Origin of the sequence: Streptomyces sp. NPDC090088, from assembly GCF_044747345.1 — a bacterium.
Taxonomy (GTDB): domain Bacteria; phylum Actinomycetota; class Actinomycetes; order Streptomycetales; family Streptomycetaceae; genus Streptomyces.
The window spans coordinates 83,467-97,974 of sequence record NZ_JBIVDZ010000011.1; the positions used below are offsets into that span (position 1 = coordinate 83,467).

15 protein-coding genes are annotated in these 14,508 nt (G+C 72.4%); 7 read left to right on the forward strand and 8 right to left on the reverse strand.

Annotation, left to right across the window (positions count from 1 at the left end):
* Nucleotides 1–54: 54 nt before the first annotated feature.
* Nucleotides 55–2,568, forward strand: coding sequence for a DUF3516 domain-containing protein (locus ACIPSJ_RS42660; RefSeq protein WP_359219697.1), 2,514 nt, complete (start codon nt 55–57; stop codon nt 2,566–2,568).
* Between the two features lie 49 nt (nt 2,569–2,617).
* Nucleotides 2,618–3,484: an acyl-CoA thioesterase gene (locus ACIPSJ_RS42665; RefSeq protein ID WP_401354190.1), complete on the forward strand. Its 867-nt coding sequence runs from the start codon at nt 2,618–2,620 to the stop codon at nt 3,482–3,484.
* A 21-nt stretch (nt 3,485–3,505) separates the two neighbouring features.
* Here ACIPSJ_RS42665 and ACIPSJ_RS42670 read toward each other — a convergent pair whose 3' ends face one another.
* Both ACIPSJ_RS42670 and ACIPSJ_RS42675 read right to left on the reverse strand, forming a co-directional pair.
* Nucleotides 3,506–4,414, reverse strand: coding sequence for a DUF6397 family protein (locus tag ACIPSJ_RS42670; protein WP_401354192.1), 909 nt, complete (start codon nt 4,412–4,414; stop codon nt 3,506–3,508).
* Nucleotides 4,415–4,541: 127 nt separating this feature from the next.
* Complete coding sequence (locus ACIPSJ_RS42675) at nt 4,542–4,955, reverse strand: roadblock/LC7 domain-containing protein (protein ID WP_359219691.1); 414 nt, start codon at nt 4,953–4,955, stop codon at nt 4,542–4,544.
* 96 nt (nt 4,956–5,051) lie between these two features.
* On the opposite strand from ACIPSJ_RS42675, the gene ACIPSJ_RS42680 reads away from it, so the two are divergent.
* Complete coding sequence (locus ACIPSJ_RS42680; protein ID WP_355711952.1) at nt 5,052–5,480, forward strand: PPOX class F420-dependent oxidoreductase; 429 nt, start codon at nt 5,052–5,054, stop codon at nt 5,478–5,480.
* A 3-nt stretch (nt 5,481–5,483) separates the two neighbouring features.
* Here ACIPSJ_RS42680 and ACIPSJ_RS42685 read toward each other — a convergent pair whose 3' ends face one another.
* The 5 genes from ACIPSJ_RS42685 to ACIPSJ_RS42705 all read right to left on the reverse strand — a co-directional run bounded on the left by ACIPSJ_RS42685 (nt 5,484) and on the right by ACIPSJ_RS42705 (nt 10,459).
* Nucleotides 5,484–6,092, reverse strand: a complete 609-nt coding sequence (locus ACIPSJ_RS42685; protein WP_355711950.1) for an ATP/GTP-binding protein — start codon at nt 6,090–6,092, stop codon at nt 5,484–5,486.
* 181 nt (nt 6,093–6,273) lie between these two features.
* On the reverse strand, nt 6,274–6,687 hold the full coding sequence (locus ACIPSJ_RS42690) for a DUF742 domain-containing protein (protein ID WP_355711948.1): 414 nt from the start codon (nt 6,685–6,687) through the stop codon (nt 6,274–6,276).
* An 18-nt stretch (nt 6,688–6,705) separates the two neighbouring features.
* Nucleotides 6,706–7,143: a roadblock/LC7 domain-containing protein gene (locus ACIPSJ_RS42695; protein ID WP_355711946.1), complete on the reverse strand. Its 438-nt coding sequence runs from the start codon at nt 7,141–7,143 to the stop codon at nt 6,706–6,708.
* Nucleotides 7,140–9,647, reverse strand: a complete 2,508-nt coding sequence (locus ACIPSJ_RS42700) for a nitrate- and nitrite sensing domain-containing protein (RefSeq protein ID WP_401354196.1) — start codon at nt 9,645–9,647, stop codon at nt 7,140–7,142. The genes ACIPSJ_RS42695 and ACIPSJ_RS42700 overlap by 4 nt, the downstream gene beginning before the upstream one ends.
* A gap of 38 nt (nt 9,648–9,685) precedes the next feature.
* Nucleotides 9,686–10,459, reverse strand: coding sequence for an MHYT domain-containing protein (locus ACIPSJ_RS42705; protein ID WP_401354199.1), 774 nt, complete (start codon nt 10,457–10,459; stop codon nt 9,686–9,688).
* A 150-nt stretch (nt 10,460–10,609) separates the two neighbouring features.
* Here ACIPSJ_RS42705 and ACIPSJ_RS42710 point away from each other — a divergent pair, with 150 nt between their 5' ends.
* From ACIPSJ_RS42710 to ACIPSJ_RS42720, 3 genes are all read left to right on the forward strand, one after another.
* Entirely contained in the window at nt 10,610–11,209 is a 600-nt protein-coding gene (locus tag ACIPSJ_RS42710; RefSeq protein WP_401354201.1) for a class I SAM-dependent methyltransferase, read from the forward strand.
* Nucleotides 11,210–11,336: 127 nt separating this feature from the next.
* Entirely contained in the window at nt 11,337–11,642 is a 306-nt protein-coding gene (locus tag ACIPSJ_RS42715) for a hypothetical protein (protein ID WP_401354203.1), read from the forward strand.
* A gap of 136 nt (nt 11,643–11,778) precedes the next feature.
* Nucleotides 11,779–12,657: a hypothetical protein gene (locus tag ACIPSJ_RS42720; protein ID WP_401354206.1), complete on the forward strand. Its 879-nt coding sequence runs from the start codon at nt 11,779–11,781 to the stop codon at nt 12,655–12,657.
* Between the two features lie 53 nt (nt 12,658–12,710).
* Here the strand turns inward: ACIPSJ_RS42720 and ACIPSJ_RS42725 are convergent, their stop codons facing one another.
* A complete protein-coding gene (locus ACIPSJ_RS42725) occupies nt 12,711–12,893 on the reverse strand; it encodes a hypothetical protein (RefSeq protein WP_359219823.1) in 183 nt (60 codons plus the stop codon).
* A gap of 302 nt (nt 12,894–13,195) precedes the next feature.
* Between ACIPSJ_RS42725 and ACIPSJ_RS42730 the strand changes: the two genes are divergently transcribed.
* Nucleotides 13,196–14,464, forward strand: coding sequence for an alpha/beta hydrolase family protein (locus tag ACIPSJ_RS42730; protein WP_401354208.1), 1,269 nt, complete (start codon nt 13,196–13,198; stop codon nt 14,462–14,464).
* The last annotated feature ends 44 nt before the right edge of the window (nt 14,465–14,508 follow it).

Genomic DNA, 14,508 nt, shown 5'->3' on the forward strand with positions numbered 1-14,508 from the left:
TTCGTGCTCGCAGCCGATTCCCCTCTCACCACCAAGGCCAGGCAAGATGGGTCCGTGACCCTCATCGATCGACTGCCGCCGACCGCCGACCCCGACGCCCTCTACGAAGCCTTCGAGTCCTGGGCCGAGGAGCGTGGCCTCACGCTCTACCCGCACCAGGAGGAGGCGCTGATCGAGGCGGTCTCCGGGGCGAACGTGATCGTGTCGACGCCGACCGGCTCCGGCAAGAGCATGATCGCCGCGGGCGCGCACTTCGCCGCGCTCGCCCGTGACGAGGTCACCTTCTACACGGCTCCGATCAAGGCGCTGGTGTCGGAGAAGTTCTTCGAGCTGTGCAAGATCTTCGGCACCGAGAACGTCGGCATGCTCACCGGCGACGCCTCCGTGAACTCCGACGCGCCCGTCATCTGCTGCACCGCCGAGGTGCTCGCCTCCATCGCCCTGCGCGACGGCAGGCAGGCGGACGTCGGCCAGGTCGTCATGGACGAGTTCCACTTCTACGCGGAGGGCGACCGCGGCTGGGCCTGGCAGATCCCGCTGCTCGAACTGCCCCAGGCGCAGTTCATCCTGATGTCGGCCACCCTCGGCGACGTCTCCTTCTTCGAGAAGGACCTGACCCGCCGCACCGGCCGGACCACCGCGGTGGTCCGCTCGGCGACCCGCCCGGTGCCGCTCTCCTACGAGTACCAGTTCACCCCGATGACCGAGACGCTCACCGAGCTCCTGGAGAGCCGGCAGGCTCCGGTGTACATCGTGCACTTCACGCAGGCACAGGCGGTGGAGCGGGCACAGGCGCTGATGAGCATCAACATGTCCTCGAAGGCGGAGAAGGAGCAGATCGCCGAGCTGATCGGCAATTTCCGGTTCACCACCAAGTTCGGCCAGAACCTCTCCCGGTACGTCCGGCACGGCATCGGTGTGCACCACGCGGGGATGCTCCCCAAGTACCGGCGCCTGGTGGAGAAGCTCGCCCAGGCCGGTCTGCTGAAGGTCATCTGCGGTACCGACACCCTGGGCGTGGGTGTCAACGTGCCCATCCGCACGGTGCTGTTCACCGCCCTCACCAAGTACGACGGGAACCGGGTGCGCACCCTGCGCGCCCGCGAGTTCCACCAGATCGCCGGCCGCGCGGGGCGCGCGGGGTTCGACACGGCGGGCCTTGTGGTCGCGCAGGCCCCCGAGCACGTCATCGAGAACGAGAAGGCGCTGGCGAAGGCGGGCGACGACCCGAAGAAGCGGCGCAAGGTGGTGCGCAAGAAGGCGCCGGAGGGCTTCGTCGCCTGGACGGAGAACACCTTCGAGAAGCTGATCGCCTCCGAGCCGGAGCCGCTGACGTCGCGTTTCCGGGTGACGCACACGATGCTGCTGTCGGTGATCGCCCGCCCGGGCAACGCCTTCGACGCGATGCGCCATCTGCTGGAGGACAACCACGAGCCGCGCAAGCAGCAGCTGCGGCACATCCGCCGGGCGATCGCCATCTACCGCTCGCTGCTCGACGGCGGCATCGTCGAGAAGCTCGACGAGCCCGACGCCACCGGCCGCATCGTCCGGCTCACGGTCGACCTGCAGCAGGACTTCGCGCTCAACCAGCCGCTGTCGACCTTCGCCCTGGCCGCGTTCGAACTCCTCGACCCCGAATCGCCGTCCTACGCCCTCGACATGGTGTCCGTCGTCGAGTCCACCCTGGACGACCCGCGCCAGATCCTGGCCGCCCAGATGAACAAGGCGAAGGGCGAGGCCGTCGCCGCGATGAAGGCGGACGGCGTCGAGTACGAGGAGCGCATGGAGCGCCTCCAGGACGTCACCTACCCGAAGCCGCTGGAGGAGCTGCTCTTCCACGCGTACAACACGTACCGCAAGAGCCACCCCTGGGTCGGCGACCACCCGCTGTCGCCGAAGTCCGTCATCCGGGACATGTACGAACGGGCGCTGACCTTCACGGAGTTGGTGTCGGTCTACGAGCTCGCCCGCACCGAGGGCATCGTGCTGCGCTACCTGGCGAGCGCCTACAAGGCCCTCGACCACAACATCCCCGACGACCTCAAGTCCGAGGACCTGCAGGACCTGATCGAGTGGCTGGGCGAGATGGTCCGCCAGGTCGACTCCAGCCTGCTGGACGAGTGGGAGCAGCTCGCCAACCCGGAGGAGATGACCGCCGAGGAGGCCCAGGAGAAGGCCGACGAGGTCAAGCCGGTCACCGCCAACGCGCGCGCCTTCCGGGTCCTGGTCCGCAACGCGATGTTCCGGCGTGTGGAGCTCGCCGCCCTCGACCAGGTCGAGGAACTGGGCGAGATGGACGCGGAGTCCGGCTGGGACGCCGACGCCTGGGGCGAGGCCATGGACAAGTACTGGGACGAGTACGAGGACCTGGGCACCGGCCCCGACGCCCGCGGCCCCAAACTGCTCGTCATCCACGAGGAGCCGCAGAACGCGCTGTGGCGGGTCCGCCAGATCTTCGACGACCCGAACAGCGACCACGACTGGGGCATCAGCGCGGAGATCGACCTGACGGCCTCCGACGCCGAGGGCCGCGCGATCGTCCGTGTCACCGATGTCGGCCAGCTCTGATCCGACCGGCCCTGCCCCGGCCTGCCCCGACCCCAGGAGAACCCCACCCATGACGAACCCGGCCGAGAGACTGGTCGACCTGCTCGACCTGGAGCAGATCGAGGTCAACATCTTCCGCGGCCGCAGCCCCAACGAGTCCCTCCAGCGGGTCTTCGGCGGGCAGGTGGCCGGGCAGGCGCTGGTCGCCGCCAGCCGCACCGTGGAGAACGACCGCCCGGTGCACTCGCTGCACGCGTACTTCCTGCGCCCCGGCCGGCCGGGGGTGCCGATCGTGTACCAGGTCGAACGGGTCAGGGACGGGCGGTCGTTCACGACGCGCCGGGTCACCGCCGTGCAGCAGGGACGCACGATCTTCAATCTGACCGCCTCCTTCCACAAGCCTGAGGTGGGAGCCTTCGAGCACCAGTTGCCGCCGTTCCGCGAGGTGCCGCACCCGGAGTCGCTGCCCACGCTCGCGGAGGAGATCAGCAAGCATCTGGGCGAGCTGCCGGAGCGGTTGGAGCGGATGGCGCGTCGGCAGCCCTTCGACATCCGCTATGTGGACCGGCTGCGCTGGCACCCCGAGGAGATAGCGGGCGCCGAGCCCCGCAGCGCGGTGTGGATGCGCGCGGTCGGCCCGCTGGGCGACGACCCGCTGGTGCACACCTGCGCGCTGACCTACGCCAGCGACATGACCCTGCTGGACGCGGTGCGCGTCCCGGTCGAACCGCTGTGGGGGCCGCGGAGCTTCGACATCGCCTCGCTGGATCACGCGATGTGGTTCCACCGGCCGTTCCGCGCGGACGAGTGGTTCCTGTACGAGCAGGAGTCCCCCATCGCCACGGGCGGACTGGGCCTGGCTCGCGGGCGGGTCTACGACCTGGAGGGGCGGCTGCTGGTGTCGGTCGTCCAGGAAGGTCTGTTCCGGGCCCTGTAGTTCGGGCTCGGAGTGCCCGGTTCAGTGGGCGAGGCGCGGGCTTCTGCGGCGCAGCCATGCGCGCAGGCCGCGCGCGGGCCGCGGCGGCGCCGGGTGTCGGGGCGGCGCGGCTGGGCCTTGAGTCGGTGCGGCGAGGTGTTGGGGCGGGGCGGCTGGGCGGGGCGCCGGCCGGAGCGTGCGGGCTTGGGCCACCTCCCGTGCGAGGTCGCTCCGGAACCAGCCGATCTCGTCCGGGTCGTCCGCCGTCATGAGTTCCTCGGCGAGCTGTGCGGCCGGCGAGCCCGGCGCACCATGGGCGGGCGGGGCCGACCGGAGGGACCTGACGTACAGGCGCTCGTGAGGGTCCGTCAGAACCTCGTCGATCTCTTCCGGATCCAGGAAGCCCGCCACCGCTCCGGCCCGCTCCCAGGGCCCGTCCGCCTGCCTCAGCAGGAACCCGCAGTGGCGGCCCCGCCAGTTCCGGGCCCGCTGGTCGGCGCCCGCGTTCAGCCGGTCGCGCAGGTCTTCGGGGGTACGGCCGGTGAGCAGCCGCGCGTTCTTCTCGTCGGCCGCGAACCGCCGTAGCTCCTCGGCCAGATAGAGCCAGACCACGGCCCGGTAGCGGTTCGGGTACCACTTCACGGGGGTCGTCAGGCCGAGTCTGGCGAAGCGGGTGAACCTGCTTGCCGGGATCTTCATCAGGGCCGCGCCCTCGGCCGTCCCCACGACCCGCACGCTCTCGCGGAGGGGTTCGGTTCGGGCCAGGAGCCGGTCGATCTCGGTGCGTGGGACGCGGCGGCCGCCACCCCCGCCCTCGTCGGGCAGCGTGCGGATCCGGCCAAGATGCACCGCGAGGTCGAACTCGCCGCGCTTCAGGCCCAGTTCCCGGGCCGCGCGGCTGGACGCGCAGGTGAGCGGGCGGGGCTGGGTGACGGCGTCAGTGCCGGGCATGGTCGTTCTCCCCCGTGGAGCGGGTGGCTCGCGCCGGGTGCGCTCGCCGTGGAAAAGACCGTAGCCGCTGCGGCGAATCTCGTGGCAGGCCTGTGGAAAACCCTGCGATTCACGGTGAATCCGCAGGTCAGAGGTCCATCACGGAGGAACGCTCCGGATGCCGGGCGTCCACGCCGAGGTGTTCGCCGACGCGGTTCACCAGCAGGGTCATCTCGTAGGCGATCAGGCCGATGTCGGCCTCGGCGCCGCTGAGCACGCACAGACAACTGCCGGTTCCGGCGGCGGTGACGAACAGGACCGCGTCGTCGTACTCGATCATCGTCTGGCGGACCTGCCCCGCGCCGAAGTGGCGTCCGGAGCCCTTGGCAAGGCTGTGCAGCCCGGAGGCGACGGCGGCCAGATGCTCCGCGTCCTCCCGGCGAAGGCCCGTGCTCGCGCCCGTGACCAGCCCGTCGTTCGACAGGACCAGCGCGTGCCGTACGTGCTCCACACGCTCGGTCAGGTCGTCGAGCAGCCAGCCGAGTCCCTGGTTCTGCGCCATGTCCCGCGTCTCCCCGTGTGCCCTCTCTCCCCCTGGCTGGAGGATCTCCCCGCCAGCCTTCCCCACCACCGGCGTCGGGGCAAGGAGGATGGGGACATGGCACAGAAGATGACCGACGAGGAATGGCGGGCGTTCGTCTCGCACGGCACCCGCACCGGCAAGCTGTCCACCGTCAACGCCGACGGCAGCCCGCATGTGGCGCCCATCTGGTTCCTGCTGGAGGGAGACGACCTGGTCTTCAACACCGGCAAGGAGACCGTGAAGGGGCGCAATCTCACCCGCGACGGGCGGGTCGCCCTGTGCGTGGACGACGACCGGCCCCCCTTCCATTTCGTGGTGCTGAGCGGGCGCGCCCGGCTGTCGGAGGAGCTGGACGAGGTACGTGATTGGGCCACCCGGATCTCCGCTCGGTACATGGGACAGGAGCGGGCCGAGGAGTTCGGCGCCCGCAACGGCGTCCCGGGCGAGCTGGTGGTCAGGGTCGCCGTGGAGAAGGTGGTGGCGCTCAAGGACCTCGCCGACTGAGGTTCAGCCCACCGAGTCGAGGAGCCGGGCGGTGTGCATCCGCCCGGCGTACTCGACGAGCCGGATCAGCACCTCCTTGCCGGAGTCCCGGTCGCGGGCGTCGCACAGGACCACCGGTGTGCCCTGGTCCAGGTCGAGGGCCCGGCAGACGTCGTGGGCGCCGTAGGTCCGGGCGCCGGTGAAGCAGTTGACGGCGACGACGAACGGGATGTGCCGGTGCTCGAAGTAGTCGACCGCGGGGAAGCAGTCCTCCAGACGGCGGGTGTCGGCGAGGACGACGGCACCGAGGGCCCCTTGCGACAGCTCGTCCCAGAGAAACCAGAACCGGTCCTGGCCCGGGGTGCCGAAGAGGTACAGGGAGAGCCCGGAGCGGATGGTGATGCGCCCGAAGTCCATGGCGACGGTCGTGGTGACCTTCTGGTCCACGCCGTCGGTGTCGTCCACCGACTGGCCCGCCTCGCTGAGCATTTCCTCGGTGCGCAGCGGCCGGATCTCGCTGACGGCACCGACCAGGGTCGTCTTGCCGACGCCGAAGCCGCCGGCGACCAATATCTTGAGCGCCATGGCCGCCGTGTCGTCGTCGGCGGCGGGCTCGGAGTGCTCGGAGACCATGATCACTTCTCTCGGGAGGGCCGGCTTCGGTCGACGTCTGGGGGTTCGGCACATTGCGGGTGGTCAGGACGCGAAGCCAGCATCATGACAACTGCCGCTCGGCCACGGACGGTTGGACCGGAACGCGTCGGTGCTGACCGGCTCGCGCCCGGTTGGTTCCGCGATGGTTCCGGATGGTCATCTACAGTGCCCGCAATCCCTCGATGACCTCGCGCAGAATCCGTTCGTCGGGGAGCTGCGCGGGTGGCACCGGGCGGCTCACGGTGACGCAGCCCAGTTCCAGCAGATCACCCAGGAGCACCCGGACCACCCCCACGGGCAGGTCGGCTCCGGCGGCGAGTTCGGCGACGGACTGCGTCTCCACCCGGCACAGGTCGATCAGTGCCCGGTGTTCGGGGCCGAGCGGGGTGTCGTCGTCCACGCCGGGTGCGCCTGGGTCGAGGGTGACCAGGGCGATCAGGTCGAACCGCACCCCGGTGGGGCCCGGCTTGGTGCGGCCGCCGGTCATGGCGTAGGGACGGACCAGCGGCCCTGCCTCGTTGTCGTACCACTGGCTGCCCGGCTCGTGCGGGGTGCCGCTCGCGTACTCGGTCATCGGGGGCGGTCTTCCGGTTCATCCGGCGGCGGGCGGCCGCGCGCCGACGCGCGGCGCGGTGTAGAGGTGCTCGCCGACGCGCTTGACCAGGCGGGCCATCTCGTAGGCGACCAGGCCGATGTCGGCGGTGACGTCGGTGAGCAGGGCGAGGCAGGAGCCGTCTCCGGCGGCGGCCACGAAGAGGAAGGCGTCGTCCATCTCGACCATCGTCTGGCGCACCCCGCCCGCCCCGAAGTGCCGTCCGGCGCCCTTGGCGAGGCTGTTGAAGCCGGAGGCCACGGCGGCGAGGTGCTCGGCGTCCTCGCGCTTGAGGCCGGTCGAGGCGCCCACGGCGAGGCCGTCGTTGGACAGCACGACGGCATGCCGTACCTCCGTGACGCGCAGCACCAGGTCGTCCAGCAGCCAGTCGAGTTCGCCGGAGCGCCGGTCCGCCCTTGTGCTCGGGTCCTGGATCATGCGCGGTCTCCTTCGGTGCTGTCGGTGCTCCCGGCGGGTTCCGGGGCGGCTCCGCGGCCGGGTTTCCTGCCGCCGCCGCGCGTCCAGCCGTCGCGGTACGCCGTCATGCGGTCACGGACGAGTTCGGGGGTGCGCTCACCGCCCCGGCGGGCGGGCGCGGGCTCCTCGGCGCGGGGATCGCGGAGTTGGGGGGCGAGGTTCGCCTGGCGTACCCGGCGTGGCAGGTCGTCGTCCTGGGGCTCGGAGTCGTGCGGTGGGCGGTGCGGCCTCAAGGTGGTGACTCCGGGAGGTGGCGGATCGGGCGCCGCCGGCCGCGGGGACGGGCGGGCGGTGACGGCCAGGGCGGGCCGGTCGGCGGGGACGGCCTGCGGGAGGGCGGCGTCGGGCACGCGCGCGTACGCGCGCTCCGGTGCCGGTTCGGTGTCGGCCGCCGGACGGCCGGAACGTTCCGCCGGACCACCGTGCAGCAGGACCTTCGGCAGCAGTACCACCGCGGTGGTGCCGCCGTAGGGGGAGGTGCGCAGATGCACCTTGATGCCGTGGCGGGCCGCGAGCCTGCTGACCACGAAGAGGCCGAGCCGGTCGCTGTCGAACAGGTCGAGGGCCTCGGACTGTTCGATGCGCCGGTTGGCCTCGGCGAGGGTCTCCTGGCCCATGCCGAGGCCGCGGTCCTCGACCTCCAGGGCGTAGCCGTTGCCGACGGGTTCCCCGGTGATGCGCACGCGCGTGTGCGGCGGTGAGAACTGGGCGGCGTTCTCCACGACCTCGGCGAGCAGATGGGTGAGGTCGGCGACGGCCGCGCCGACGACGGCCGCGTCGGGGAGCTGGCGTACCTCCACGCGCGCGTAGTCCTCGACCTCCGAGACGGCGGCCCGTACGACGTCGGTGAGGGACACCGGCATGCGCCAGGCCCGGCCGGGGGCTGCCCCGGAGAGGATGATCAGGCTCTCCGCGTGGCGCCGCATCCGGGTGGTGAGGTGATCGAGACGGAAGAGGTCGCTCAGTTCGTTGGGGTCGTCGGAGCGGCGTTCCATGCTGTCCAGCAGGCTCAGCTGGCGGTGGACGAGGATCTGGCTGCGCCGGGCGAGGTTGACGAACACGCCCGAGATGCCGCTGGCGAGTTCGGCGCGTTCCATGGCCGCGCGCAGGGCGGCGCGGTGCACGGTGCCGAGGGCCTCGGCGACCTGCCCCGTCTCGTCCTCCGCGGCCGGTCCCGGGGGCGCCTCCGCGCGGATGTCGATCTCCTCGCCGGCCCGCAGTCTGTGCATGGCCTCGGGGAGTTTGCGGCGGGCGATCTCCAGGGCGCTGTTGCGCAGGCTCACCAGCTCCACCACGAGGCCGCGTCCGATACGGACGGAGATGACGAGCGAGGCGGCCACGGCAAGCAGTCCGAAGAGGACGGCGGCACCGGCCGGGGTGAGCAGTCCGCGCGCGAACGGGTCGGCCCGGCCCGCGACCGCGCGTGCCGTGTCGGTCTGGATGGTGCGCATGCCGTCCTGCACGCGCGCGTGGGCGGTGTCCCAGGCGGATTCCGGAGCGGCGTGGAGGGCCTTGGCGCCGGGGGGACTCGCCAGGATCCGGTCCTCGGCGGCGCCCAGCGCGGTGTAGTCGTCGCCGCCGGTGAGCCGGCGCCAGGCGGTGCGCTGGGCACCGGGCAGGTCGGCGACGGCCGCGTCGGTGAGCGCACGGCGGGTGTCGACGGCTCCGGTGAACAGCCGCAGTCGCTCGCCGTCGAGGCCGCCGGCGAGCCGTGCGCCGGCGAGGACCGCGTCCTCCTGGGCCAGTGCCTCGCCCGCGCGGGAGAATTCGAGCAGCACGCGCGCGTCGGAGCCCATGTCGTCGGCCTGGATGCCGGTGAGGGCGCCGTCCACGGCGAAGGCCGAGGAGATGGCGCGCGTGTACCGCCCGTAGGCCTCGTCCCAGCCGGTGCCGCGGTTCTGCACCGCCGACCGCAGCGTGCGCAGCTGCTCGGCGCCGGAGACGAAGGTCTCCAGGCGCCGGGCGACACCGGAGGGCAGCTCCTCGCTGTCGGCGACGGTGCTGCCCTTGCCGAGCCGCAGGGCGGCCACGGCCCGGTCGGTGCGGGCGCCGAGTCTCCTGAGATCCCCGGTCTGTTCGGCGCCGGGATCGGTCGCGTACCGGACGACCGCGGCGCGCTCGGCCTGGAGCGCGGCGACGGCGGTGGCCACCGGGGTCCGCAACGCCGTGTCGACGCGCTGGGACTGGCGCAGCCGGGAGACGTCCTGGGCCGTGGTGACCGTGGCGTACGCCCACAGGGCGAGCAGGGACATGACCGGAACCATGAGCAGGCAGACGACCTTGGCCCGGACGGTCCGGGGCCGGATCCGCCAGCCGCTCCCGCGCGGTGGCGCGCTGTCACCCGCCTCGACGAGGTCGTCGACCGGTTCGTCGGCGGGTGGTCCGGCGTGCGCGCGACGGCCGCGCGGAGGTCGCGGGGACGGTGTCTCCGGGCCTGTGGTGGGGGTCCTACGGGGCGTACGCATGGCCTCCTCGCTCGTCTGGGGAACTGGTTCGGGCCGGGTCAGCGCGCGACGCCGGTGACGGGCCGCTGGGCGGAGGCGGAGGCCTCGCGCTCCCCGGCCGTGGGCGAGAGCGCGACGAAGGCCGAGGTGAGGAACAGATAGGACCCGAGACCGACGGCCAGGGGGAAGATGAACTGCATGGCCGTGGCCCCGGGCAGCGGGGTGCCGGAGGGGGTGACGCGCACGCTGACCGCGAACATCCCGGTGTAGTGCATGCTGCTGACGGCCGCGCCCATGACCAGGGAGGCGACGGTGACGGCCACGGGCGACCTGATGTTGAGGGCCGCCCACAGGGCCGCGGTCGCGGCGACCACGGCGATGAGGACGGAGAGTCCGACGAGCATCGGGTCGTAGCGCACATCGCCGTGCAGCCGGACCGCCGCCATGCCGAGGTAGTGCATGCTGGCGACGCCCAGTCCGGTGGTGAGCCCGCCCAGCAGGAGCGCCCGGCCGCGGTCGCGGCTGTAGCCGACGGCGAAGACACCGGCGCTCACCACCACCACGGCGACGAGCAGGCTGAGGATGGTCAGCGGTACGTCGTAGCGGATGTCGGTGCCGCTCACGCTGAAGCCGAGCATGGCCACGAAGTGCATGGTCCAGATGCCGGTGCCGATCGCGGAGGCGGCGGTGAGGAGCCAGTTGCGGCGCGCGCGGCCGGTGCTGCCGAGCGCGCGGACGGTACAGCGCAGCCCCAGTGCGGCGCCTATGCAGGCCATCACGTACGACAGCACGGGGGTCAGCCAGCCGAAGGTGGCGTGGTCCAGGTGTCCCATGGCCCAGGGACGCTAGGGGGCATGGGAGCACAAAGGGGGCGCATTTCGAAAGGTGCCGCAATATGACTCAGAGATGTGCCGGAACGATCGCATCCCGTTCGAACGTGCGCACAGGGGCGTCCTCCGTGACGGTGAGGGATCATGCGGGACATGAGCGAAGACCACACACACGTCCGGGAGTTCTTCACCGCGCGGGCGGCCGGCTGGGACGGGAGGTTCCCCGACGACGGTCCCGCGTACGCCGCCGCCGTCGGCGAGCTGGGACTGCGCGCGGGTGACCGGGTGCTCGACGCGGGCTGCGGCACGGGGCGCGCCCTGCCGCCGCTGCGGGCGGCCGTGGGCCCCTCGGGCGCGGTGCTCGGAATGGACCTGACCCCGGCGATGCTCCAGGCCGCGGTGCGGGCCGGGCGGGACCGCGCGGGCCGGCTGCTGCTCGCCGACGTCGCGGCGCTCCCGGTGCGTTCTGAGTCCCTCGACGCCGTGTTCGCCGCGGGCCTGATCGCCCATCTGCCTCGACCCGCCGAGAATCTGCGGGAGTTGGCGCGCGCGGTCCGCCCCGGCGGCACGCTCGCGCTGTTCCACCCGATCGGCCGGGCCGCGCTGGCGGCGCGCCAGGGACGGCAGATCACGCCGGGCGACCTGCGCGCGGAGGGCAACCTCCGCCCCCTGCTGGCCGGTTCGGGCTGGCGCATGACGTCGTACGTCGACGAGGACGCCCGGTTCCTCGCACTGGCGGTCCGCGGCGGCTAGCCCGGAGCCGGTGCCGATGGAGGCATTCCGGGGGGCGCCCCCTTCTGTTGCCGGAACTTCAACTCTACGTTCGGTAGGGGATGACGATTGTTCGAAGGCAACAACCGGCAGGGAGAAGGTGGCTCGCGTGTTCGACCGGATCCGTAAGTACACAGGCAGATTCCGTGGCGCCGGAGGTGCCGGCGGCGCCGAGGTGCCGAAGCGGCCCGAGAGGCGCGCGCACAACTTGTTCGAGGCCGCGGCCGACTATGTCGCGGCCCATGCGGAGGACGACCAGGACCGCATCGATGAGGCGGCGGGCTGGGTCTCGCCGGAGGCGTTGTCGTTCGGGGTGAGCGAGCTGGCGTGCCGGGCCGTCCTCGCGCTGGCCCGGGAGCGCGACGAGTCGCCGCGGACGGTGGCGCGCGACCTCCTCGGGCTGCCGGTCGCCTGACCGATCGGCCGCCGTCTCGGTCGTTTCGTCCCGTCCTGGCGGAACGCCGCAGCTCCGCGTGTGGTGGCCGGTCGTGACAAGGGGCTTCCCGTCGCACTAGGGTGCGCGCCGTTGGACGAACGAGTGGGAGGCAGGGATGGCCGGGACGGACGAGGAGGCCGTCGCCGCGGATGAGGCGCTGTACGTGCTCACGGCGGTGCTGCTGACGCCGGCGCAGTTTCCGAGCGTGCTGGGCGACGACTATCCGGAGGCCTGTGCGGCGCTGGAGCTGGCGCCGCGCGCCGACGGGTACGGCCTGGTGCTCGGCCAGGACGGCGAGGGGGCCCGCTGGACGGTCGTGATCGACGACGTCTCGCTGGTCGCCGTCGCGATCGCGTCCTGGGACTGCGGCATGGAGTACGACCTGTCGCCGGACGAGCGGACGGTGGTCGCCGCCCTGCCCGGCTGGCCGCTCGCGGTCGCCGTGGCGGCGCCGAACGTGCCCGCGCCGCACGACCCCGAACCGGAGGTGGCCGACCGCGCCCCGCTGACCCCGCCGGACACCAGCACCTGGGGCCCGGCGCAGCGGCGGCTGGGCGCGGACGAGATCGCCCTGCAGTGGGCGGTGTGGCGGGAGCAGATCGGCGACGACCACTTCTCGGTGCCACCGGCCCCGGCCGACGCCTCGGAAGGCCCCGAGGAGGGCCCTGCACAGGCCCCGGAGGACGCCGAGGCGGCCCCGGAAGCCTCCAACGCGGCCGCGAAGGGGCACGCCGGGATCCGGCGGGTCCTGGCCGAAGCATGGGCCTACCTGGACGCGCCGCCGCCGCTCGGCCGGGTCCGTTCGTCGTTCGCCCCCGGCGACGCCCGTACGCTGCGCGCCGACGGGCCCGGCTGGTCGATGGTGGCCCGCACCGACGACATCGCCTTCGTGCTCCTCGACGAGGAGCCCGGCGAGGTCCTGCCCGTGGGCCGGGGCCCCGAGCTCCCCGGCCTTCTGGAAGCCCTCGACAAGATGGCCGTACGGCCCCTGTGAACCCTCCTGGGCCGCACCCCGCCGGAAGGGGGGCGCGGCCCGGTGAGGGTCGCTCAGCGGCCGATCTCCTTGCGCGTGACCCTGCGCAGCCTGCGCCGCTGCGAGGGGTCGAGGGCGAGGTACGCGGCCACCGGGACGCCCACCACGATGAGGAACGACACCCACCAGGGCAGCCATATCAGCAGGATGAGCCCGACCGCCACACCTCCTGCGGCGATCTTCGCGTTCTTCGACATCAGCGTCGCCTCCTCCGCGGCCGTTGCCGCTCTCTGATCTGAAAACGGGCCCGCGCTTCCCGCGGTTCCTGACCGCGACCCTGAGACATCCCTGACGAGCGACCCCTACTGGCCCCCGAGGGCCGAGTCGAACAGATTGTGAAGCAGTCCTGCTCCCAGCGTAGCGATTCCTCCCACGCGCCGACCCGGCCGCTTCTTGGCCCCTCCCCCGCCCACTCCCCCCAGGATCCTGCGGAAAACCCCACCTCCACACGCCCGTTGGCCGGATGGTCGGTGATGCCGGGGATTCGTACGGTCCCGGTATGAAGCGAATGAGCAGGTTACTGGTGATCTCGGCGGTGTCGGTCGCGCTGACGGCGAGCACCGCGACGGCCGTGGTCGCGCGGGAAGCGGCCGGGCCTCGGCCCGCCGCTGCCGCGCGGGAGGCGGCGGACGTGTCACGCGGCACGCTCGTGTCCGTCGAACATCTGAGGACGCTCACCGCGCGGCAGGTCGCGGCCGAGCTGACGGGGGACGAGGGCGGGGCCTGGGACACCGGCGCCGTCCGCCACGGACTGGACACCTTCCGGATCGTGTACCGCACGGTGGATCCGTACGGCCGTCCCACCACGGCCAGCGGGCTGCTGGCCCTGCCGCGCGGCGGCGATCGACGGCTGCGGACCGTGTCGTTCACCCACGGCACCGAGCTGTTCAAGGGCGATGTCGCCTCGGTCTCGGCCGACGTCTGGGGCCAGGCGCCCGCGCTGACGTACGCCTCCGCCGGATTCGCCGCGGTGCTCCCCGACTACCTCGGTCTGGGTCTGGGCCCCGGCCCGCACCCCTGGATGGACGTGCCCTCGGAGACGACGGCCGCCCTGGACATGCTGCGCGCCTCCCGCACCGCCGCGGCCCAGAGGGGGCGGGAGCTGCGGCGCGGGGTGCTCGCCACCGGCTTCTCCCAGGGTGCCTCGGCGGCGCTGGGACTGGCCCGGTCGCTGCGGGAGGGGGACGACGGCTGGTTCCGGCTCCGCGCGGTGGCACCGGTCAGCGGTGCCTACGCGTTCCGGGCCGCGGAGCTGCCCGCGCTGCTCGCCGGGCGGACGGAACCGAAGGCGAGCGTGATCTACACGGCGCTGGCCCTGGTGTCGTTCAACCGCCTGCACCACCTGTACGACACGCCGGCCGAGGTGTTCCGGGCGCCGTACGACCGCACGATCGAAGGCCTGCTGGACGGCACGCACACCGGCCAGGAGGTCGTGGCCGGCACCCCGGACTCCCTGGACGGGCTGCTCACCGCCCACGGCCGGGCGATGCTGGCGCACCCCGACGGGCGGCTGGCGGCGGCCCTGCGGATCACCGACGGCGTGTGCTCCGACTGGACACCCGAGGCTCCGATCCGGCTCTACTACGCCGACGGGGACGAGCAGGCCGTCAACGCGAACACGACCCACTGCCGGGCCGCGCTGCGCGCCCACGGCGTCGACGCCCCGCTGGTCGACCTCGGCAGCCCGGACTACGGCGGTTCCCGCCACCTGGGCTCCCAGCAGGCGGGAACCGCCGCCGTGGTGCGGTGGTTCAGGTCTCTGGGGTAGCCGAGCACGGGCGAGCCGCGGAATCCGGGAATCCGCTGCTCGCG